The organism is Prevotella sp. P6B1, assembly GCF_000702825.1.
Classification (GTDB): Bacteria; Bacteroidota; Bacteroidia; order Bacteroidales; family Bacteroidaceae; genus Prevotella.
In genome coordinates this window covers 672,288-694,917 of the sequence record NZ_JNKF01000010.1, presented here as the reverse complement: position 1 = coordinate 694,917, position 22,630 = coordinate 672,288, and the positions used below count along the sequence as shown (strand labels likewise).

The 22,630-nt window shown below is 48.4% G+C and carries 14 protein-coding genes; 11 read left to right on the top strand and 3 right to left on the bottom strand.

Features of this window, described 5'->3' with window-relative positions; translation table 11 throughout:
* The first annotated feature begins 8 nt into the window (after positions 1-8).
* The 9 genes from T495_RS0103705 to T495_RS0103665 all read left to right on the top strand — a co-directional run bounded on the left by T495_RS0103705 (position 9) and on the right by T495_RS0103665 (position 15,257).
* Complete coding sequence (locus T495_RS0103705) at positions 9-1,583, top strand: RagB/SusD family nutrient uptake outer membrane protein (RefSeq protein WP_033147714.1); 1,575 nt, start codon at positions 9-11, stop codon at positions 1,581-1,583.
* Positions 1,584-1,585: 2 nt separating this feature from the next.
* Positions 1,586-3,154 carry a right-handed parallel beta-helix repeat-containing protein gene (locus T495_RS0103700; protein ID WP_155993422.1) on the top strand — a complete coding sequence of 523 codons (1,569 nt, stop codon included), beginning with the start codon at positions 1,586-1,588 and terminating at the stop codon, positions 3,152-3,154.
* Between the two features lie 41 nt (positions 3,155-3,195).
* The gene (locus T495_RS0103695) at positions 3,196-7,065 is read left to right on the top strand and encodes a hybrid sensor histidine kinase/response regulator transcription factor (RefSeq protein ID WP_033147608.1); all 3,870 of its coding nucleotides are present in this window, start codon (positions 3,196-3,198) and stop codon (positions 7,063-7,065) included.
* Between the two features lie 55 nt (positions 7,066-7,120).
* Complete coding sequence (locus tag T495_RS0103690; RefSeq protein WP_028902938.1) at positions 7,121-7,738, top strand: fumarylacetoacetate hydrolase family protein; 618 nt, start codon at positions 7,121-7,123, stop codon at positions 7,736-7,738.
* 36 nt (positions 7,739-7,774) lie between these two features.
* Positions 7,775-10,933: a type IX secretion system sortase PorU gene (gene porU / locus T495_RS0103685; RefSeq protein WP_033147607.1), complete on the top strand. Its 3,159-nt coding sequence runs from the start codon at positions 7,775-7,777 to the stop codon at positions 10,931-10,933.
* Between the two features lie 79 nt (positions 10,934-11,012).
* Entirely contained in the window at positions 11,013-12,158 is a 1,146-nt protein-coding gene (gene porV / locus T495_RS0103680) for a type IX secretion system outer membrane channel protein PorV (RefSeq protein WP_155950044.1), read from the top strand.
* Between the two features lie 7 nt (positions 12,159-12,165).
* Positions 12,166-12,648, top strand: a complete 483-nt coding sequence (gene ispF, locus T495_RS0103675) for a 2-C-methyl-D-erythritol 2,4-cyclodiphosphate synthase (protein WP_033147605.1) — start codon at positions 12,166-12,168, stop codon at positions 12,646-12,648.
* Between the two features lie 558 nt (positions 12,649-13,206).
* On the top strand, positions 13,207-14,475 hold the full coding sequence (locus T495_RS0103670; RefSeq protein ID WP_033147604.1) for a glycosyltransferase family 4 protein: 1,269 nt from the start codon (positions 13,207-13,209) through the stop codon (positions 14,473-14,475).
* The gene (locus T495_RS0103665) at positions 14,472-15,257 is read left to right on the top strand and encodes a glycosyltransferase family 2 protein (protein WP_033147603.1); all 786 of its coding nucleotides are present in this window, start codon (positions 14,472-14,474) and stop codon (positions 15,255-15,257) included. The genes T495_RS0103670 and T495_RS0103665 overlap by 4 nt, the downstream gene beginning before the upstream one ends.
* A gap of 15 nt (positions 15,258-15,272) precedes the next feature.
* Here the strand turns inward: T495_RS0103665 and T495_RS0103660 are convergent, their stop codons facing one another.
* Positions 15,273-17,300: an alpha-amylase family glycosyl hydrolase gene (locus T495_RS0103660; protein WP_033147602.1), complete on the bottom strand. Its 2,028-nt coding sequence runs from the start codon at positions 17,298-17,300 to the stop codon at positions 15,273-15,275.
* Positions 17,301-17,684: 384 nt separating this feature from the next.
* On the opposite strand from T495_RS0103660, the gene T495_RS0103655 reads away from it, so the two are divergent.
* Both T495_RS0103655 and T495_RS0103650 read left to right on the top strand, forming a co-directional pair.
* On the top strand, positions 17,685-18,896 hold the full coding sequence (locus T495_RS0103655) for a VapE domain-containing protein (protein ID WP_033147601.1): 1,212 nt from the start codon (positions 17,685-17,687) through the stop codon (positions 18,894-18,896).
* Positions 18,897-19,036: 140 nt separating this feature from the next.
* Positions 19,037-19,468 (top strand): DUF6078 family protein, encoded by a 432-nt coding sequence (locus T495_RS0103650; RefSeq protein WP_155950042.1) that lies wholly within the window; start codon positions 19,037-19,039, stop codon positions 19,466-19,468.
* A 106-nt stretch (positions 19,469-19,574) separates the two neighbouring features.
* On the opposite strand, the gene T495_RS0103645 is transcribed toward T495_RS0103650, so the two are convergent.
* Both T495_RS0103645 and T495_RS15060 read right to left on the bottom strand, forming a co-directional pair.
* On the bottom strand, positions 19,575-20,690 hold the full coding sequence (locus tag T495_RS0103645) for a glycosyl hydrolase 53 family protein (protein ID WP_033147712.1): 1,116 nt from the start codon (positions 20,688-20,690) through the stop codon (positions 19,575-19,577).
* Between the two features lie 131 nt (positions 20,691-20,821).
* Complete coding sequence (locus tag T495_RS15060) at positions 20,822-22,612, bottom strand: DUF5115 domain-containing protein (RefSeq protein ID WP_197020332.1); 1,791 nt, start codon at positions 22,610-22,612, stop codon at positions 20,822-20,824.
* Positions 22,613-22,630 lie beyond the last annotated feature (18 nt).

Below are 22,630 nucleotides of genomic sequence, written 5' to 3'. Positions count from 1 at the left end.
AACAGATTATGAAAAAGAATATATTCATTGCGCTCTGCGCAATCATTGGTTTGAGTGCCTGTTCTGACAGCTGGCTGCAGAGAGACTCTCTTACAGAATCATCATCAGAGACATTCTGGAAGACCAGCGATGATGCCATGATGGCTCTCGTGGCATGCTACGATGGACTACAGAGCGAACAGCTCTATAATGGCAGTCCGTGGAATATGGGCCCCCTCAACTTCGACTGTATGACTGATAACGGTGGCCATTTCAACTGGAGTGGTTGGATGGAAGGTTATGATATAGCCAACGGCACCCAGAGTCCTTCATCGTGGGCTGTTGGTTCTTACTGGTCGGCTTGCTATGAGGTCATCAAGCGTTGTAACTCTCTCATTGCTAATATTGACCGTGTAGAGGTATCGGATGCAGAGCGTGCCCGTTACAAGGCTGAGGCGTTGACCCTGCGTGCACTCATCTACACCAATCTGACTATGACATATAATGATGTTCCTTATCTGACAGAACCTCTGACACTGGACAAGGCAGAGTGCCCTGCATCTAAGCGCGCAGATATCGTAGCTGGCGAGATGGCCAACCTGAAGGCTTGCGCTGAGGATCTGCCTCAGGTAGCCGACTTAGGACGTATCACAAAGGGTGCCTGCTATGCTATCCTGGGACGTCTTGCACTGTATAATGAGAAGTGGGACGAGGCTATCTCTGCTTATCGTGCCATGCAGTCACTCGGCTATTCCTTAGCGCCTGACTATGCTGCCCTCTTTACACCAGCAGGAGAGAAATCGCCCGAGATTGTCTTCTCTGTCCGCTTTGAAGGCCCTGGTGTCAGCGAAGGCTGTTCGTTCAACGCCCATTGGAACACCCCACTGGAGGCTATGAATGCCACCTTGAACCTGGCTGATGAGTATTACAAACTCGATGGAACCAAGGAGACATCGCAGGACTATGCCGCATGGGTAGATGGAAAACTGGATGTATGGCAACCCCATGCAGCCTACTGGGAAGGTCGTGACCCACGTCTGAAGGCTACGCTCTTTGTTCCAGGTATGTATTGGAACGGCACCGGTGGCGAGTCAGCCTGGTATGGTGGAGCTGCCGCATCGCTCTCAACCGTCTATGTCATGAAGTATTTCGACCCCGCCGATACCGGCAACTCCTGGGATAATGGTCAGGACTTCTATGTGGTACGCTATGCTGAGGTACTGCTGTCGTTGGCAGAGGCTCTGGTCCAGAAAGGCGGCTATCAGGAGAGTGAGGTGCTGGCATTGGTTGATCAGGTACGTCAGCGTGTTGGCATGCCAACAGTAGAAAGCGTTGAAGGCACAGGTCTGACCAAAGAGGCGCTGCTTGACATCATCAAACATGAGCGCCGCGTGGAGCTGGCATTTGAAGGCATGCGCCTGTTCGACCTTTATCGCTGGCATGAGCTGGAAGATGCTGTCAATGCGGTAGAGTATGAGCGTACACATTTCGGCATGGCCTACGAGAAACGCACCTATAACGGCGAGCGCGATTATGTATGGCCCATCCCAACGAGTGAGCTTGACAGTAACAAACAGCTGGAGCAGAACGCGCTCTGGAAATAAAGATGACCAAGATGTTTTTCAACACATTACTATACAGTTTGTTAATAAACACCTGCTTCTCGTGTGCAACGGGTACCTCAGACATGGGTGCTGAGGTACCCCCAGCACCCCCATCGCAAAAGAGCCACACCTACTATGTGGATGCTGCGACAGGTTCTGACCAGAACAAAGGCACTGCAGAGACAAGCGCCTGGAAGACCCTGGTACGTGCCAGTCAGCAGAAGCTGAATGCAGGCGACCGGTTGCTGTTGAAAAGAGGACAGACCTTTGAGGGTGAGCTGGAAATCACAGGTAAGGGCAGTGAGGATCAACGCATAGAGATAGGCAGTTATGGCACAGGAGATAAGCCCATCGTTAAGGGATACGAACAGTCTCATTATGCCATTCACATCCTGAACGCCGATTATCTCACGCTGAGCGGTCTCGAAATCGTGAATACCGGCAAGGAGCGTTTGGCAGGTCGAACGGGAGTGAAAGTGGCATGTACCAACTATGGCGTCTCGCATGATATCCGTATAACGGATCTATATATCCACGATGTCAACGGCTCCTTATCGAAAGATGCCGGTGGTGGGTCTGCTCTTCTCATTGAAAACGGCGGAAAGACCATTGCTTCGCGTTTCGATGGCTTGCTGATTGAGGGCTGTCGTATCAAGGACTGTGGCCGTAACGGTATGATCTGGAGTGGCTACTGGGAGCGTCAGGATTGGTTACCCAATACCCATGTGGTGGTTCGAGGCAATCTGATAGAAGGTGTACCTGGCGATGGCATTGTGCCGATAGGGTGTGACGGTTGTCTGATAGAATATAATGTGATGCGCGATTGTCCCGACATCCTCCCCGCCGATCAGGCTGCTGCCGGCATCTGGCCATGGAGCTGCGACAACACGGTTATCCAGTATAATGAGGTGAGTGGACACAAGGCTCCGTGGGATGCTCAGGGATTTGATTGCGACTATAATTGCCGTAACACGCTGATGCAGTATAACTACAGCCATGATAATTATGGCGGTATGATGCTGATATGCGACTCAGGTAACGAACGCAATTACAGTATTGGCAATCAGGGCAGCATCGTACGTTACAATATCAGCATTGGCGATGGTATCCGCCCTAAAGCCACACGTGACGGTATGTTTTCGCCTGCCATGCATCTCTGTGGTAAGCTGGAGCATACACTGGTAGAACGTAATATCATCCACCAGAACGCGAAAGCATCTGCCGATATCGATCATACGATGATCTGCAGTAACTCCTGGGACGGCTATCCCGATGGCACCACCTATCAAGAGAATATATTCTACTCGGCAGAGTCAAGTAAGATTGAAATGACTAAGAGCACTGGCAGCATCTTTAAGCATAACTGGTACTTAGGTCAATGCGAGGTATATGGTTCTGACAGTCAGCCTTGTTCCTCAAACAGTGCCTATCAGAAACTGGTTCTGGATGTTGACGCAAACGGCTATCTCGGTTTACAATCATTGATGGACTGCCAAACACTGTTCGGCCAGACCTGTCATTTTGTGAACAAGACTGCTATTGAACGTTTTTTTGATGAGATGCTTCGGTAATTAAAGGAAAATAAGTAAATTTGCACCATTAAAGTGGTGATATGAAGGATTTATCAGAATACATCATCAAGACGTTACTACTGATGACTTTGGTGCTGACACCGACAGCGGTGTCGGCACAGAAGTTTTTCCATTCCTTCAATACAACACAAGGACTGGCTGACAACACCGTGTATTGCAGTCGTCAGGACAGCAACGGTTTTTTGTGGCTGGGCACTGCCAATGGGTTGTGCAGATTCGATGGCACCTCTTTTACAACCTACCAGAACCGTCCTCACGACAAGCATACCATTAACTGCAATATTGTGAGAGATGTACTACCTGTGGATTCCGGCCTGTGGGTAGCAACCGACTTAGGTATAGATTTCTATTCGTTACGTGATGGTATTTTTCATCATTGTCCCCGACAAGGCAAGCGGACTTCTGGGATAGACATCAACCGTTTTAATAAGTTCCTGAAAACGGAGCAACATCTGTTTGTGGTAGATAATGGCGGTAATGTATATCGCCATAAACAGGGTTATCTGTTTGAGACCATCAGTCAGAACGGTCAGCGGTATGATGCTATTGCCGCCTATCGTGACCATATGATCGTGGCTGCTGGTCCCAAGGGGTTATACCTGATAGACGAAGAAACAACCCGCATCATCGACCATCTGCCATTCGAGGCACGTATCACGTCGCTGGTCAACATCTATTATAGCCGTAACAAAAGTGTGATATTTGTGGGCTATGGCATTGGTTATGAGAGCCGTGCTTTCCGCGTGGAGAACAATCATCTCCGTGAGAGTCAGGCCTATGTTCCACCAGGGCTGATGGCTACATGTGATTATGGCTCCAAGACGGTTTTTGGTATGGACGGCAGCGGATTAGTATTCGACAACGGTGAAAAGCTGACCAACTACACGCCTTATAACAGTACTATCAGTGGCGATGCTATCTATTCGCTCTATGTAGATGATCAGGATAACCTCTGGATCGGTACCTATCGCATGGGATTGAATCTTTATTCCGAACAGTTCAGGTGGTTTAATATCCTGAATCGTAATAACCACCAGCTGTCGTATGACATTGTTGCGTCGGTTGTCCCCGATGGCAAACGCCTCTACTTAGGTTTGGACGGTGGCGGACTGGAGATCTATCATACTGACACTTCCGAACGTACAACATTCACATCGAAGAACAGCCAGTTGCCGGGCGACAACGTGATATCGATGCTGAATGACGGCGATTACCTCTGGATGGCTGTCTATACCAAAGGTCTGGTGAGATACTCTAAACAGCACCATGAATTCAAGACATGGCGGATGCCCATGGTTGAGCCCGACGCCAATAACGTATGGACTATCTGCGACGATTCGTTGGGGAATATCTGGATAGGCGGTGCGGATGTCTTCGTTTTCAACAAGCAAACGGGACAGATCTCGCATGTAGACTCTGTGACCCACTGCATGGGATTTGCGCTTCAGGGCGAGTATATGTGGGTGGCCACCCGTTATCAGGGCCTGTGTAAGATCCACCGCAGAACCCGCAAGGTGGTAGCTGTCTATTCGGAAAAAGTACATACGCCAGATTTCCCCAGAGGGGAATTATCACTGGTACATGTGGACAGGAAAGGGCAGCTATGGCTCGGTTATGAGTTAGGCGGCTTCTACCGATTTGATGAAAAACAGCAGAAAGTATATCAATATGGGCCTCATCATGGCTTGACGTGCGATGGTGTCCGCTCTCTACAGGAGGATGTGACGGGAGATATGCTGATAGGTACCTCAAATGGTCTCTTCCAGTATGTGGCAGCGACAAACACGTTCGTACAACTGAATATTGATGATAAGACATCTGACTTTGCGCCGCATAGTTCCGCATCCCATGGAGGCAACATGTATTTCGGAACTACGAACGGACTGATTTATTTCAATCCTGCCAGCATCCGTATCTCCCAGATGGCTCATCATGTCAGTTTTACGCAGTTTATACTGACCAATGGCGAGGAGCTGACCATTGACCTCTATCGTATGGAGACAAGCGAGATACAACTGGCACACAATCAGAACTTCTTCACCATCAATTTCTCTGTGCCCGAACTGGTGTCGCCAGAGCGTATCCATTTCCAGTGCCAGCTGCGAGGACTGGAAGATGACTGGAAGGAGTTAGGACACCGGCGTGAGGTATCATATACCAATGTGCCACCAGGTCGTTATGAGCTCCTGGTTCGCTCCACCAATGCTGATGGCACCTGGGGAGATCCCAGCATATTAGTCATCAAGGTTAGTCCGCCTTGGTATGCCACTTGGTGGGCTGCGTTATTATGGCTGTTCCTGATTGTTGCTTTTGTGACTTTCCTTATCTGGGCTTATATCCGCTCCTTACATGTCAAGCATCAGATGGAGATGGCGGCCATCGAGACCAAGTCGCAACGTCATCTCGATGAAGCCAAGATGAATTTCTATACCAGCATCACGCACGAACTACGCACGCCGGTCTTTCTGATTGCCGCTCAATTAGAGGAGATACTGGAGAACGCCCAGGACACCGTGAAAGTGCCCTATACGTATTTGGATGCTGTGCGGCGGAATGCACTCAGACTCAATCAACTGATTAGCAGAGTGATAGATTTCAGGAAGTTAGGGGCTGAAAACCTGGATCTGCAGCTGAGTTATGACGATGTTGTGGGATTCTGTAAGGACAAGACTGATTCTTATATTGAAATGTTCAAGCAGAAAAATATCAAGTATGAGTTCTTCTCTCCCGCCAGTGAATTGATGCTGGATTATGACACCTTGAAGTTGGAGCTCATCATCTCTAATCTGCTATCGAACGCTTTTAAGTACACGAATCGGGGCGGTTATGTGTCGCTCTCGATTGAGGATATGCCCGATCGCGTGGTGTTCAGGGTAAAAGATAATGGTATTGGCATCGATGAACGTGTACGCGACACCATCTTTGAGAGTTTCTTCAGATCAGAACGTGGCAGGAAACAGGGCGATGGCGATGGACTGGGACTCTCGTATGTGAAGAACCTGGTGGAGCTGCACCACGGCAAGATCAGTGTCGAGAGCGAGATGGGTAAGGGTTCTGTATTCCAGTTCTTTATTCCCAAGCACCTTGGAGAAGGAAAGACGAAGCCTCAGGCCATACTCATAGAGGAACCTGTTCATAAAGGAAATCCTGCCGCCATGCACAGCATACTGATTGTGGACGATGAACAGGAAACGGTAGAGGTGCTGGAACGTTATCTGGAGAGTGATTTCAAGATTGAAAAGGCATTTAATGGCGAGGAAGGGCTGCAGAAAGCCCAGGACCTCCTGCCCGATGTGATTATTCTGGACCTGATGATGCCGAGAATGACGGGCTTGGAGATGCTGACACGTATGAAACGTGACAAGAAACTGCAACACATAAAGACCATCGTCTTTACGGCTAAGGCCAGCGAAGACGACATGATGATTGCCTTTGACAGAGGGGCGGATGTGTATCTGACCAAACCTGTATCGCTTAAGCTACTCAGAAAGCGAATCGACCAGCTGTTATCACAGACAGACGCTGTGACTGAACCGGTTGCCGAACACAAGACCTACTCTAAGGAAGAGCAGAAATTCCTGTTGCGTGTTCGTGAGGTGATTGACGATAACCTCCAGAATCCGGAATTCAGTATTGCCTTCCTGGCAGAACAGTTAGGCATGAGTCACTCGCCGCTATATAAAAAACTGCGCCAGATGACCGGTATGTCACTGATTGAGTTTGTCAACGACTATCGCATATACAAAGCCGTACAGTTGTTCCGCCAGGGCGAGACCAATGTTGAGAGTGTGGCAGAGGCTGTAGGTATCAATGATCTGAAGAATTTCCGCACCTTATTCAAACGTAAGATGCAGATGACACCAAAGCAGTTTATACAGTCATTACACTAAAAAACGACTGGTATATTTGGTTTTCTGCTCACTTATTCGTATCTTTGTCCCCCGTATGAAGATATTTGCTATTGGCATGAACTATGCCGCACATAATCAGGAACTGCACGGGACGCTGAAACGTCCTGATGAGCCAGTGATCTTTACGAAGGCTGATTCAGCGATACTGAATCAGGGTAAGCCATTCTTTATCCCCGACCACTTAGGACGTATCGACTACGAGACAGAGGTGGTGGTACGCATCTGCCGATTAGGGAAAAACATCGCAGAGCGCTTTGCTCATCGCTATTACGATGCGGTGACGTTAGGTATCGACTTCACCGCCCGCGACCTGCAGAAGAAAGCGAGCGAGGCTGGTCAGCCCTGGACCATCTGTAAGGGCTTCGACGGCTCAGCTGCCATCGGCGAGTGGGTACCTAAAGAAAAGTTCATGGATCTGCAGGCCCTGCACTTCCACCTGGATATCAATGGACAGACCGTACAGGAAGGCTGCACCAGCGATATGCTGTACAAGATTGACGAGATCATAGCCTATATCTCACAGTTCTTCACCCTGAAGACCGGCGACATCCTATACACAGGCACGCCTGCTGGCGTAGGTCCTGTGAAGATTGACGACCACTTAGAGGGTTGGCTCGAGGAACGCAAAGTGTTGGAGTTTAATTGCAAGTAAGGCAATAAAACTCAGCCCTTTACGTTTATAAGAATAGTGAATACCATCAACAGACTGATTATAGTCCTGCTCCTGATGGCCATTGGCATCACCACCAAGGCTGAGGGGCGGTATGCGGAACACTCTGTGCTCCGCGAGGGTAACTGGGCTAAAATCAGCGTATCAGCAAGTGGCTTCCATCACCTGTCGGAAGCCGTTATCAGAAAGGCGGGATTCAGCAATCCCGACAAGGTAAAGATATACGGCTACGGCGGTGCCATGCAACCAGAGAAGCTGACGGGCGCCTATCTGACAACCACCGACGACCTGCACGAGGTACCCACCTGCACGATCAACGGCAAACGCGTGTTTTACGCCGTAGGTCCCGTCAATTGGGAACAGCAGGAATCGCTCATACGTACACGCAATCCGTATGCCGACTACGGCTATTATTTCCTGACCGAGAGCGAAGGCGAACCGTTGACCACCGACAGTGCCACCTTTGTAGCACAGCACTACCCTACCAACCATGATTACCACCAGCTGTACGAGGTGGATAACTACTCATGGTTTCACGGCGGTCGCAACCTGTTCGACAAGACCCTGTTCAACATAGGCACCCCACAAAGCTATACACTGAAAGCCACTGGAACCACCGGCAACATCGGCATTGCGCTAACGGCCAACGGCAACTACGAAGCCACCATCGAGGTGAACGACTCGGTAGTGGGGCATATCAACAAGAGCGTGATACTGGATAACTATACCAAAGCCGACGAACAACTGTATCAATACCGTCTGACGAACCTGAAGGCCGACAACACCATCCGCATCACCCAAATCGCAGGCAGCGACTTACGTCTGGACTATATCGACCTGCAGCACGATACCCCCATGCCACTGAGTCTGAACGGCACGTTGCCGGAACCAACATACGTGAGTCGTATCACCAACCAGGACCATCATGCCGATACGGCTACAGACATGGTCATCATCATCCCTGCCTCACAGAAGCTGCTGGCACAGGCAGAACGGCTGAAGGCCTACCACGAACAGCACGACCAGCTGACCGTCAGCATTATACCCGCCGATGAACTGTATAACGAGTTCAGCAGTGGCACCCCCGATGCCAACGCCTACCGTCGCTACCTGAAGATGCTGTACGACCACGCCGCTAACGACACCGAGAAGCCACACTATCTGCTGCTCTTCGGCGATAGCGGCTGGGACAACCGCATGAATACATCAGAGTGGAGCGGCTATCAGCCCGACGACTTCCTGCTGTGTTACGAGAGCGAAAACTCCTTCAGTCAGGTGAGTTGCTACGTCAGCGACGATTACTTCTGTCTGCTCGACGACGAGGAAGTGATACAGCAAGCCAATGGCAGCAGCTCGAGCTACAACGGACAGCCCGACGTGGCCGTAGGTCGCCTGCCGGCACGCACAGCCGACCAGGCCAATATCTTAGTCGACAAGATTATCAGCTATGCTCAGAATGAGTATGGCGGCGCGTGGCAGAATGAGATCTGTATGATGGGCGACGACGGCAACGACAACTCGCACATGAAGACTGCCGACCAAGTGGCCAAGATGATAGAGACCAGCTTCCCGAATTACAATGTAGATAAGATATACTGGGACGCCTACGAGCGCACCTCCTCATCGACAGGCTACAGCTATCCTGACGTGACACAACTCATCAAACAGCAATTGGAGAAAGGAGCGCTGATTATGAACTACTGCGGTCATGGCGCTGCCTATGCCCTGAGTCACGAGATGGTGATGAAACTGAAGGATTTCGAGACCCAGCAGTCCAATTACCTGCCACTCTGGATGACTGCCTCGTGCGACATCATGCCTTTCGACGGTCAGGAAGATAACATCGGCGAGACGGTGATGCTGAACAGCAAGGGCGGCGGCATTGCCTTCTTCGGTACCACCCGTACTGTTTATGCCTCCTATAACGAGGTGATGAACCTGGCTTTCACCCGTCAGGTACTCACACCAGGCATCTCGATAGGCGAAGCCGTACGACTGGCCAAATGCGAATTGGTGAGCAAAGGCAGCGACCTCACTCCCAACAAGCTACAGTACACCCTGTTAGGCGATCCAGCCCTCCGGTTAGCCACGCCGAAGCAGCAGATTGTGGTCGATAGCATCAACGGCAGAGCCACCGACGAGATCATCAAGCTGGCAGCAGGTTCGATCGTCAAGGTTACCGGTCATATCATGCTCGATCAGGCCATTGATACTGACTTCAACGGTACAGTCAACCTCTCAGTAAGAGATGCCGAAGAAACCATTACCTGTCGACTGAACAACACAGGAAGCGATGGCGCAGAGAAAGCCTTTGTCTATAAAGACCGTACCAAATACCTCTATCGCGGAGCCGACCAAGTGACCGATGGCACCTTCCACATCACGTTCTCAATACCCAAGGACATCAGCTATACCGATGGTAACGGACTGATGACCCTTTATGCCATGAGTAACGACAAGAGCCGTACTGCCCACGGCGAGAACGACAGCTTTGAACTGATAGGCAGCGAGACTGCCTTGACCGACTCTATCGGACCTTCGATATATGTCTACCTGAACTCGAAATCATTTAAGAACGGAGGCAAAGTGAACACCACGCCTTACTTCAGTGCCGAACTCTACGACGACAGTGGCATCAACACCTCAGGTAACAGCATCGGTCACGACCTGACGCTCATCGTCGATGGCGATATGAACAAGACCTATAATCTGAACGACTACTTCGAGTACGACTTTGGCGACTTCCGCTCAGGCAGGGTCGGCTTCAGCATTCCAGAACTGAGCACCGGTCAGCACAAGCTCTTGTTCAGAGCATGGGATATCCTGAACAACTCATCGACAGTCGAGCTGGCCTTCGAAGTCACTGACGATGCCGGAGCAGGCGATTTCAACGTGGTTTGCAAGCAGAACCCAGCCCATACCAACGCACAGTTTGTGATTACCCACGACCGTATGGGCAGCGAGTTGAAGGTGACACTCGATGTCTACGACCTGTCGGGCCGCGAGGTTTGGCGACAAACCGACACCTTCATCCCCACCAGCGACACCATCACCATCGACTGGAACCTGAACGTAGCTGGAGGCAGTCGATTGCACACGGGGCTCTACCTGTGCCGATTCACCCTGAACGACGGCAACTCGAAAACCGTTAAATTACTGATTAAGAGCAATAATTAGAGAGACATAGCGTTAATATTAAGTAGATAAAAGGAGATATATGAATACATATAAAGATACAGGGCATTTACTGAGATGGATGATGGTGACACTGTTCACCATTCACTGTTCAGTATTCACAGCTACAGCTCAGGACGAGAAGAATGTGATGTTCAATCCCGTGGAGCATGCGGTGATATCACAGACGATAGCCCCCGACGCTCGTGGAGCCGGTATGGGAGACGTAGGTGTAGCTACCGACCCTGACGTGAACTCACAGTACTGGAACCCAGCCAAATATCCGTTCTGCATCAGCCGGGCCGGCATCGCCCTGAACTACACCCCCTGGCTGCGCCAGCTGGTGAACGATATCGACTTAGCCTATCTGGCTGGTTACTATCGCATCGGCGACTATTCGGCCATTAGCGGTTCGTTACGCTATTTCTCTTTAGGTGAGGTGTTTGCCAGCGATGGTATGACAGTGAAGCCCTACGAGATGTCGCTCGATGTAGCTTACTCGATGATGCTGAGCGAGAAGTTCTCGTTGGCAGCAGGCATCCGTTGGATATACAGCGACCTGCGTTACGACTATAGCGAAGACTCAAAGCCTGCCTCGGCCTTTGCCGCCGATCTGGCCATGTATTATAATAACTATGTGATGTTAGGCAGCCGGGAATGCCAGTTAGGTATCGGACTGAACTTGTCGAACATCGGCAGCAAGATCAGTTATTATGGCGATGACGAGAGTCAGTTCCTGCCTGCCAACCTGCGTTTGGGTGCCTCGTTGATGGTACCTATCGATGAATACAACCGTTTCTCTATCTCGGCCGACGCCAACAAGCTACTGGTTCCCACCGTTCCCCGTCAGGAAGAGAATGAGTCGAACAGCAGTTATCAGGACCGTGTGCGCCATGAATATAGCGATATCAGTGCCATCAGCGGTATATTCAAGAGTTTCAGCGACGCACCTGGCGGATTCAGCGAGGAGATGAAAGAGATACAATGGAGTGTCGGTGCCGAGTACGTGTACCACGACCAGTTCTCGTTACGTGCCGGCTACCATCATCAGGACGAGTCGAAGGGTAACCTGAAGTATTTCACCGTAGGTGGTGGTTTCAAGATGAATGTGTTCTCACTCGATGTGGGCTATGTGATTGCCACCGCCCGCAGCAACCCACTCGACCAGACACTGCGATTCTCACTGACATTCGACATGGATGGTATCAAGGATCTGTTTAAAAAGTAAATAGTATATGAAGATTAGAGTTGGAATGGGCTATGATGTCCATCAGTTAGTTGAAGGCCGCGACCTGTGGATGGGCGGCATTAAGATAGAACATAGCAAAGGATTGTTGGGACACAGCGATGCCGACGTGCTGTTGCACGCCATCTGCGATGCCCTGTTGGGTGCCGCTAACATGCGCGACATTGGTTATCATTTCCCCGACACTGCCGAGTTTACCGATGGCATGGACAGTAAGGTTATCCTGAAAAAGACCATCGAGCTGATAGCCACTAAGGGCTACAAGTTAGTGAACATCGATGCCACCATCTGTGCTGAGCGCCCCAAGATGAACCCGCATATCCCTGAGATGAAAGCCTGTATGGCCAAGGTCATCGGCTGCGACGAAGACGACATCTCCATCAAAGCCACCACAACCGAGAAACTCGGCTTCACCGGTCGTGAAGAGGGTATCTCTGCCTACGCCGTGGTGCTGATAGAAAAAGAGGCATAAAACAGAGTGATGCCACAACCCTCACGAGCTGTGGCATCACAAAAGCCTATGTTTAACTAAAAATCCTTTTTCTACAAAAAGAAATTTTCAGCCCACAAGGGCCAAAAATTTGAAAGTTTAAAAGGGAGCTTCACAGCGACCTCCAGTTATCCCACTGTTGAAAACTTTCTTTTACCAATAACTAAAAACCTAAAACTATAAATATTACTACTAACCTAAAACAATCTAATCTATTAACCTTTTGACGGGTGCAAAGGTACGACGTTTTTTCGAATCCTGCAAATTTTTCAGCAGAATAAGTGTATATTTTAACATTATTATTGACCTACATCAAACAATTGTGTGCGCAAACAACACTTATTTACTTATTTTTACGTCGTTTTAACAAAAACTCGAATAATGATACTCTCGTTCGAGAAATCTCAAATTATATTTGGATTTCTTCTCACTTATTCATTTCTCTGAGCTACGCTCGAAGATACTCACGTTCGAGAAATCTCAAATTATATTTGGATTTCTTCTCACTTATTCGTATCTTTGCAGCAATAATTACAAAAGATGAAAATATTAATAGTTAATACAAGCGAGCGAACAGGCGGTGCTGCCGTAGCAGCCAATCGCCTGATGAAGGCTCTGAATAACTACGGTGTAAAAGCCAAAATGCTGGTACGCGACAAGGAGACCGACACGTTGACCGTAGCCGAACTGCCCAAATCACCCATGAAGCGTTGGCACTTCCTATGGGAGCGCCTGGTTGTTTTCTGCCGACTGCACTTCTCGAAACAGCACTTATTTGAAATAGATATTGCCAATGCAGGCACAGACATCACCAACCTCCGTGAGTTTCAGGAGGCCGACATCATCCACCTGCACTGGATCAACCAAGGCATGCTCTCGCTGGACAATATCAACAAGATCCTGCGTAGCGACAAGGCGGTTGTCTGGACCATGCACGACATCTGGCCTGCCACAGCCATCTGTCATTATACCCGAGGCTGTGGTTACTTCAAGTCGGGCTGTCACCAGTGCCAGCTGTTACCCGGTGGTGGATCGCAGGACGACCTCTCTACCAGCATCTGGAACCAGAAGCAGCGCATGCTCAGCGAGCATAACATCTCGTTTGTGGCCTGTAGCAAGTGGCTGGAGGGCGAAGCCAAGAAGAGCGCCCTATTGAAAGACCAGCATATCTGTAGCATCCCAAACCCCATCGATACGCACATCTATCATCCGCAAAACAAACAGGAGGCACGCCAACGTTTAGGTCTGCCCACCGACAAACAGATCATCCTGTTTGTATCGCAGCGAGTGACCGACGACCGTAAGGGTATGGCTTACTTTACCGCAGCCACTAAGCAGCTCGTAGAGACATGTCCTAACCTGAATGCTGTCGTGGCCATCCTCGGTGGACACTCTGAGGATGTGGCTTCACAACTGGCGCTGCCTGCTATCCCACTGGGGTATGTGAACGACGAGAAACGCATTGTAGATATCTACAATGCTGCCGATGTATTTGTACTCCCATCACTCGAGGACAACCTGCCCAACACACTGATGGAGGCGATGGCCTGCGGAGTGCCTTGTGTAGGTTTCAAGGTAGGTGGCATCCCCGAGATGATCGACCACCAGCAGAACGGTTATGTAGCCCGATTCCGCGATGCCGACGATCTGGCTGCCGGCATGGGATGGGTGCTCAACAATGAGAACTATCAGGAGTTGTCGGCACAGGCCCTGCACAAGGTCAACACGTGCTATTCACAGCGCAGTGTAGCCTCCAGATACATCGAAGTGTATAATCAGGCGTTGGCCTTCAAACACTATCGGATATGATCAGAATCACCTATATTACTATTACATATAATGCAGCCAACGTGCTGCAGCGCACCCTCGACAGCGTGCTCAAGCAGGATTATCCTCATATTGTGCATCTGATTATTGATGGCGCATCGACCGACAACACACTGAAGCTGGTTGATGAGTATATTGCCCGCTCTAACGCTGCAGAGAACGGACATCAGGTACAAGTAAGTTCAGAGCCCGACAAAGGTATCTATGATGCCATGAACAAGGGATTACGTTCTGCCGATGGTGATTATCTCTGTTTCCTGAACGCTGGCGATTTCCTACCCTCGTCCGATACTGCCAGCCGCATAGCACAGGCTGTCGCCAACACCCAAGAACCATCACAACTGCCAGCCGTTCTCTACGGCGATACCGACATCGTTGACGGTGAAGGGCACTTCCTGCGCCATCGTCGACTGGCACCACCCGAGCGCCTCACCTGGAAATCGTTCCGTCAAGGTATGTTGGTGTGCCATCAGGCGTTCTATGCACGTACCGACTTTGCCATCGCTACACCTTACAATATGCAGTACCGCTATTCTGCCGATGTCGACTGGTGCATCCGTGTGATGAAGGCCGCCGACAAAGAGCAGGTGCCTCTGTTGAATCTGCACATGGTAGTAGCCAACTATACCGAAGAGGGACAAACAACACTCCACCACCGCGAATCGCTCTGGGAGCGATACAGGGTGATGGAGCATCATTACGGGCGCGTGCAAACCTTCGCACTGCATTGCTGGTTCGCTATCCGCGCTCTACTTAATCACTAACTACGAACCAATTATTTATCTCAAAACGAACTTCTTTTTGTTTACGATATAGATGCCCTTGGCCAGTCCGCTGAGGGCATCACTGCCCTTAGGCGCCGTCTTCACCAGTCGGCCATCGAGGGTATAGACCTTTACAGGCGTATTCAAGTCAATCACTTCTTTTACAGGAAGGATGCCAGTAACAGTCTGCGTCACATCATTGACGGTAAACTTACCATTAACGATATCGCCTATCTCATAATATGTATCCTCACTCAGTGGACCTATATCAACGGACTGGGTCTTACCGTTACCTTGATCAAAGATGACGTTAAATGAATAACCTTCGGTGTTTACATCAAACTCATGGTAGTACCACTTCACACCATCAATCATCTTTGTATCGGTAATAACCGAACCAGGCCAACTACCCAACAACTGGGTGTTATTGCCATCGTTAGCCCAACTGTACATATAGACATCGGTACTCCAACCCGGATTTTTCAGATAGATAGTAGCCTTATGGGCAACAAATGGCTTAATAGCATATTGGCGCGTAATGATTTTCTTAACGGCGCCATCTACCAGCAAACCGACCTTCAACGTACAGGTCTCTGATATGGTGATGGTTGCACCACTGTTAACCTTTGTGCTACTGGCTGTAGGATCTGTACCATCGAGTGTATATACCAACTGGGCGCCAGTGCTCTCCGAGACAGCAGTCAATGTAGCTTCTGTAGCCTTCGTATAAGTTCCCTCAGCCAGGCTGACCCACGGGGTTTCAACAGTCTTACTCAGATAGTAAGCATAGTTGGTGCCACTCAGCACTTTCACATAATCGGCATCGGTCAGATTAGCGGCCCCTGAACCAAACGCTGCATACAGTTTACCATTGTCGCCCGTAGTTACCAGCTTATAGGCCGTCGATGAGCTGCTCTTTTGTTCCCATGCACTCTGGTTGCTTATTCCGGCAGCCTTACGTGCCAAAATCATCTGCTTGATTTCGTTTTTGTAGCTCTTCCAGTGCAACAGGAATACGCAAGGAGTTCCAGGCATAGCCATTAACCAGGCATTGGCAGCCTCGATATTCTTTGTGATAGGATCCTTTGTGTAACCGGTTACGTTACCACGATCCTGCATATCGTGATTCTCAACAAAGGTCACTGCATAGCGTGAAAAGCCAGCCTCCGTAGCCAAGCCACCATTGGCCAGCTTACTCCAGTTATTGCCATTACAAGCATCGCGAGCCGAATAACGGAAAGCGAAGTCGAATGTACCACTCTGTACCACACCGTCCTTCTTCTGCTGATTGATAACGCTCTTCAAGGTACTCTTGTTGCCATCCCAATACTCACCTACCGAATAGGTAGGCTGAGCATCGTAGTTATATTCTGCCAGATAACCACGACTGAATCCCTTGGTCATATCATAGCGGAAACCTGCATAGCCTAAATCGTTCAGCAGATATTTCAGATAAACCTTGATGATTGTCTGGACATTGGCACTGCTATGATCCAGATCGCGACATCCTGGCCAGTCTTCAGTGTTCTCATTATTACCCAACGTAAAGCCATTATTATTAGCCCACGTTTTGGTCTTACCACTATCATCATTCCCACAGATATCTGTCGATAGCATCTGATAAGTTACACCATTATACTCCTCAGCAGGATAGTCTACCCACGAGCCATTAACACCCAGATTATTACGGTGATTAATCACCACATCAGCAATGATTCCAACCTTTTTCTCTTTGAAAGTCTGAATCATGTGACGCAACTGTTCTTCGGTTCCGAACGAACTATTCTGATTAAAATAGTAAACCGGTGTATAGCCCATCTGGTTATACGACGAATTACAGTTACCGCTCTGTGGCACCCATATCAGATCAAAATAGCCTGATAGCTCGTCGGCCTGCTTCTCCAGATTCGTCCACTGGGTATCAACAAACGAATCCCATGAGAACCCTTGCAGCATCACACCCTTGTAGTTTTCGGGCCATCCCTGTGCCATCGAAGCGATGGTCACCAAACAAAGTATCAAAACGGAGTAAAATCTTCTCATACGCCTTTTAGTTATCTGTATTACTGAATCTGCTGCAAATATATAAAAAAAGCCGCATGGTTGTTCTCCAAGCGGATCTTTTTATGCAAGTTATCTAATGCAATCGGTTGCACGCGACCTCTCACTCAAATACGCCGAAAGCCGCATAAATACAGGCACTTTGAGGCATGAGAGGTTGAGCGAACCTCTCACCCAACCTCTCACTCAACCTCTCACTCGATTTTAACATTTGTAGAATTTAACAAGAATTTAACAGGAAAGACTTGAAACCGCTTTCTAATTTTTGTACCTTTGCCAGCGCAATAGCAAAAACCGTACACAAAGACATACGCGAGTATGAAAAGTGCACATAATCAACAAACTTAAAATTAAATTCTTTAATTTATGGAGAAAGTAACAATCAACGGAGAGTCTCTTGGAGTCTCTCAGCAGAACTCGCTCGCCGTAGAGCAGTTCCTTAGTGACAATTACCAGTTCCGTCGCAATGTGCTGAATGGTAAGGTAGAGTATGTAACCCTTAGCGCAGAACCTCCTGATAGTCAGCCTGTATGGCGAACGCTAACACCTGAGGCGCTGAACAGTATCGTTCGAAAAGCCAAACAGGAGCAGATTACCAAAAACAGTCCTAAGACTGACATTCAGGAGGTGATCTACTCGGATGCGACTCCTGTGTATGACCCGATCTTTGAGTTTCTGACACGTCTGCCCAAATGGGATGGTAAGAATCATCTGGCCCAGTTGTTCAGTCGCCTGCCTGGCATCAGCAGCGAGCAGTTGGACTTCTTAGTCATCTGGTTCCGCTCGGCTGTGGCGCATTGGTTGCAGAAAGACCATCTGCACGCCAACGAGAGTGTACCCACACTGATTGGGGCGCAGGGGTGTGGCAAATCTACCTTCATAGCACGCTTGCTACCTCCCGAACTGCAGGAGTATTATCTCGACCATCTGAACCTGAGCAACAAGTTTGATAAGGAGATGGCCTTGACCAACAATCTGCTGGTGAATCTCGATGAGCTGGATGCCATCCGCCCCAGTCAGCAGGCTTCCTTGAAACAGACGCTCTCGAAAATCAAGGTTAACGGACGTACCATCTATGGCAGTTCGCAACAGGATCGCCCCCGCTATGCATCGTTCGTAGCCACTACCAACAATCCTCATCCGCTGTCGGATGTAACGGGTAGTCGTCGATTCATCTGCATCGAGATTCCCGATGGGCAGTATATCGACAATACAGGCGAGATTGATTACGAACAGCTATATGCCCAGCTTGTGTACGAGGTGAACGAGCTGAAGGCGCCCTACTGGTTTACCAACGAACAGGTGGCGCGTATCCAGCAGTTGAACCTGGACTATACCGATGAGAAGGACATTGCCGAGATTGTTGAGGCCTGTTTCCGCAAACCTAACGAGGGCGAGAAGGTAAAGGCGATGAACTGCACACAGATGCTAGAGCTGATTAGCAAGGAGTATCCTTCGCTCAAAAAGACCATTAGCACCAAGGTTCATCTGGGCTTTGCCATGAAGGACCTGGGCTTTGAGCATACTGAGCGCGGACATGTAAAATACTACAATGTGGTGCCTGTTGATGCTGCCTGACGACGGAAAAAGTGAGAGGTTGAGTGAGAGGTGTAGTGAGAGGTTCAGCAAACCTCTCACACGCCCGAAACCTCTGCACAGATGCGGCTTTTGGCGCATGTAAGTGAGAGGTGGAGATGTTTAACGAAAAACTGATAAAAATGAGCAAGATTAATTACGATGAAGTTCCTGGCTGCTATCTGCATTGCAGTAATGCGGATTGCAAGATGGCCAACCACTGTCTGCGACAGTTGGCTATGCAGAATTTGCCGAGCAAGCTGACGGCAGTAACAATTCTGAATCCACAACTAATCCAAACTGGCGAAGGGTGCGAGTACTATCGCGATGACAAGCCTCAGATTTATGGAAAAGGGTTTAAGAACATGCAGAAGAAGATGCTGCCCGATGAGTACAGTACGTTTATGTATCGACTGCAGGGCAAGTTTGGACGCAATCCTTACTTCGAACGTCGCAAGGGTGCCCAACTCTGTTCGCCCAGCGATATCAAACAAGTTGAAGCTGCCCTTAAAGCCATCAGCCATCCAGAACTAAAGTTTGATGCGTATATAGAGAAGCTGAACTGGAACGATTAATCCCCGCTCCAGTCCTTATTAACAGAGACTCGAGTCCTCCCTAAGGAAGACTCGAGTCCTTTCGTATCAGGACTGCAGTCCTTCAGTAGGAGGACTGAGCCTGAGATTAACTATTTCGAAAGTCTTTTAACGCAGGAAGAGCCTTGCCTGTATGGTTATCAAACAGACCACGATTTATCCAGCAGGGCAACAAATCATTTCCGCACGCATTCTCTTCAGGGAACCACCAAAAGACGCCAGTAACATTACGATGGGCCGATAGTTCCTTCATCAACTCTCTCACAAAAGATGCCTGTCCATCAGGTGAAATAGGATAGAACTCAGCATACTGATCAGGTCCAGCAGCCCACTTATCATTTTCATGAGAATAATACGCAGCGGTTTCTACTATCATGACTTCCTTTTCAGGGAAAGTAGTCTCTAAATTTTTAAGAGTCAAACCAAGATTTTTAATAGTATTATGCCACATAGGATAGTAACTTAATCCAATAATGTCATAGTCTATACCATACTTTTGCAAGTGCGAATAAAAGGATTTTGTCATATTCCACTCTCCAGCCCGCTCTGTATGGATTACAATCTTGGCATCAGGATACACCTCACGGCAGGCTTTACAACCTTTGCTTAACAGTTGGCACAATGTGTCCCAATTATCATCTTTCATCGGATGGATACGTCCGACAGGCCAAAGCATTCCATAGGTTATTTCATTGCCAACCTGTATCATATTCGGGACTACACCTTTTGCTTTAAATGCGCCAAGTACTCTTGTTGTATAAGCATACACACTATCCGCCAATGATTCTGGTTTGGCATCTTTCCATAGATGAGGTATCGTCTGCTTACTTGGATCGGCCCAGTAATCACTATAATGGATATCTAAAAGAAGATCGAATCCTGCCTCTTTTACACGTCTACTCAGTTCTAATGCATATTTCAAATCTTGACATACGCCTTCTTCTTTATGTTCTTGAGGCGCAAATTCAGGATTAACAAAAAGACGGACTCGAATAGCATTCCATCCCATTCTTTTAAAGAAGGCTAATGGCTCCACCGGCTTTCCATCAAAATCCCTATAGACTGTACCCATCTGTTCATAAGATGGTAACAACGACACATCGCCCCCCAGATATTTCTTCGGCTGCGCAAAACCAACAGCATTTACCACCAGCAGCAGTATTAGTGATAGAATTCCTCTCAATATCTTCTTAATACTATTCATAAGCATTAAAACTAATTGTTTTGGCAAAGATAGACATTAATTTTTTTACTTCCAAATATTTTTGTCTATTTATGACAAGCGAGCCGTTATGGTTAAACGGCTCGCCTGTTATAAGAAGCAAAGACTATAAACTACTTTTTAGTAATCCTGCAATATGACTTAGTCTCACAAATTAGGAAGAACTGGATGAAGTATGTACCAGCCTCATCAATCTTAAGGTTGCCACCATCCTGAATCAGATTGTCGGCAGAGCCACCCCAATTGATATCCCAACCATCATTTGCACGGAACTTGAATTCGTCTGCAGCTAACTCAATAGTTGCCTCCCATGCACGGGTCTCGGGATTGTATGTCATGTCGGTATCAGTATCCCAGCCACCAGCCTGAGCAGGTCCTATGATGCCAACCGCAATTGGAGTCATCTGATAAGACATTGCTGCCAAATCAACTGTAGCCATATAGAATCCTGGTTTAACCAATATATTACCAGATCCACCATCATCAATCAGTGTACCAGTAAGACCATCATCACTCATAGTGGCAGCACCATAGTTTCCATTATCCCAATTATCAGCTGCGCCACGGAATTTGAATGCACCCTTTCCATCAGCCCAATCAGCACCTTCGGCATAGAAGAAGCCTTTATATGTTCCCTGACCGTCTGAGCAGTAAAGCGGCTGTTCGATCTCACCCCAGCTATTATTCACACCTGCCTCATAAATATACTCACCAAAGTCAAGTGTCTTAACCTGATAGGTCATGGCATCCATATCAAGTGTTATCTTGATAAACTTAGCTCCTGCAGGAACCTTGAACGAGCCATCATCATTAAGACCTGTACGACGTGACAAAGTTCCGCTCTCACCCTGCTCACCGTTACCACTGGTTGTACCGAAAAGCTGTGTCCAGTCATTATCGTTTGCGATAGCATCGCAAGCCTTGTCATCACCAATAGCGAACCATGTATCGCCCTCAGCTGCTGCTGGGAATACAATTGTATAAACAGGAACCTCGATATCAGCTTGATTGAACTTCAACATCTTCTCTCTGGCAGACTCGCCCCAGTCATTAGGGCCACCAACGATGTAGTAATTAACAGCCTGACGGACTACCTTATAGGTGAAATTAACCATATCTATGGTAACCTTAAACTGACCCTTACCCTGAATAACAGGAGTCTCTACACCAGTCTTATCACCTGACCATATAATGAAGCCGAACTTATCAGGGCAACCATTCTCTGCACATCCCATCTGACCGGCATTTACCTCATCCCAGCTATCTGCGCTATAATGAGAGCCCTCATAGAACTTGAACCAGTTATCGCCCTCACCAGTAGTATTTACGATGGCCGAATAAGTTCCATCACCATTATCCGTCATCCATACTGGATTTGACAAATCCCAACCGTTTCCATTTTCTGCAAAGTTTCCTAACAAGAAATATCCCTTCTCGTCAATAGCTGGTGTTGGGGATGTGGTAATTGTTGGATTAACAGTCAGTTTTCCTGCCACGGCATCACCATTATTCAGGATGGCACCAAAATCCACATCTACATCAAGTGTATGAGTTTTCTTAGCACGTGATTCTGCAATGCTCATTGCAATGGTTTCCACCTCATTAGCAGACACAACGACATTGTTACCTACAACATTATAATCAACATCGAATCCACTTACCGTCAGATTACGAAGCGCATAACCTGTAACTTCCTCACTGGTTGCTGAGAAAGAAAACAATGTTACATCGTCATCACTAACTGGCATAGTAATCGATCCAGGTGTAGCTGTCACGCCATAAGCAGCAGCAGGATTCTCCTGGTCGTAGCCCTGAGGCTTAAGCCAGTCTTCGTAATCGCCGTTGCAGCTGGCGAGTACTAGACCCGCCAATGCTGCAAAGCTATATTGAAATATCTTTTTCATATTCATATACGTTTATTA

Coding starts and splice junctions, on each gene's coding strand:
- T495_RS0103705 (WP_033147714.1), top strand. CDS start 9: ATGAAAAAGAATATATTCATTGCGCTCTGCGCAATCATTGGTTTGAGT.
- T495_RS0103700 (WP_155993422.1), top strand. CDS start 1,586: ATGACCAAGATGTTTTTCAACACATTACTATACAGTTTGTTAATAAAC.
- T495_RS0103695 (WP_033147608.1), top strand. CDS start 3,196: ATGAAGGATTTATCAGAATACATCATCAAGACGTTACTACTGATGACT.
- T495_RS0103690 (WP_028902938.1), top strand. CDS start 7,121: ATGAAGATATTTGCTATTGGCATGAACTATGCCGCACATAATCAGGAA.
- porV (WP_155950044.1), top strand. CDS start 11,013: ATGATGGTGACACTGTTCACCATTCACTGTTCAGTATTCACAGCTACA.
- ispF (WP_033147605.1), top strand. CDS start 12,166: ATGAAGATTAGAGTTGGAATGGGCTATGATGTCCATCAGTTAGTTGAA.
- T495_RS0103670 (WP_033147604.1), top strand. CDS start 13,207: ATGAAAATATTAATAGTTAATACAAGCGAGCGAACAGGCGGTGCTGCC.
- T495_RS0103665 (WP_033147603.1), top strand. CDS start 14,472: ATGATCAGAATCACCTATATTACTATTACATATAATGCAGCCAACGTG.
- T495_RS0103660 (WP_033147602.1), bottom strand. CDS start 17,300: ATGAGAAGATTTTACTCCGTTTTGATACTTTGTTTGGTGACCATCGCT.
- T495_RS0103655 (WP_033147601.1), top strand. CDS start 17,685: ATGGAGAAAGTAACAATCAACGGAGAGTCTCTTGGAGTCTCTCAGCAG.
- T495_RS0103650 (WP_155950042.1), top strand. CDS start 19,037: ATGAGCAAGATTAATTACGATGAAGTTCCTGGCTGCTATCTGCATTGC.
- T495_RS0103645 (WP_033147712.1), bottom strand. CDS start 20,690: ATGAATAGTATTAAGAAGATATTGAGAGGAATTCTATCACTAATACTG.
- T495_RS15060 (WP_197020332.1), bottom strand. CDS start 22,612: ATGAAAAAGATATTTCAATATAGCTTTGCAGCATTGGCGGGTCTAGTA.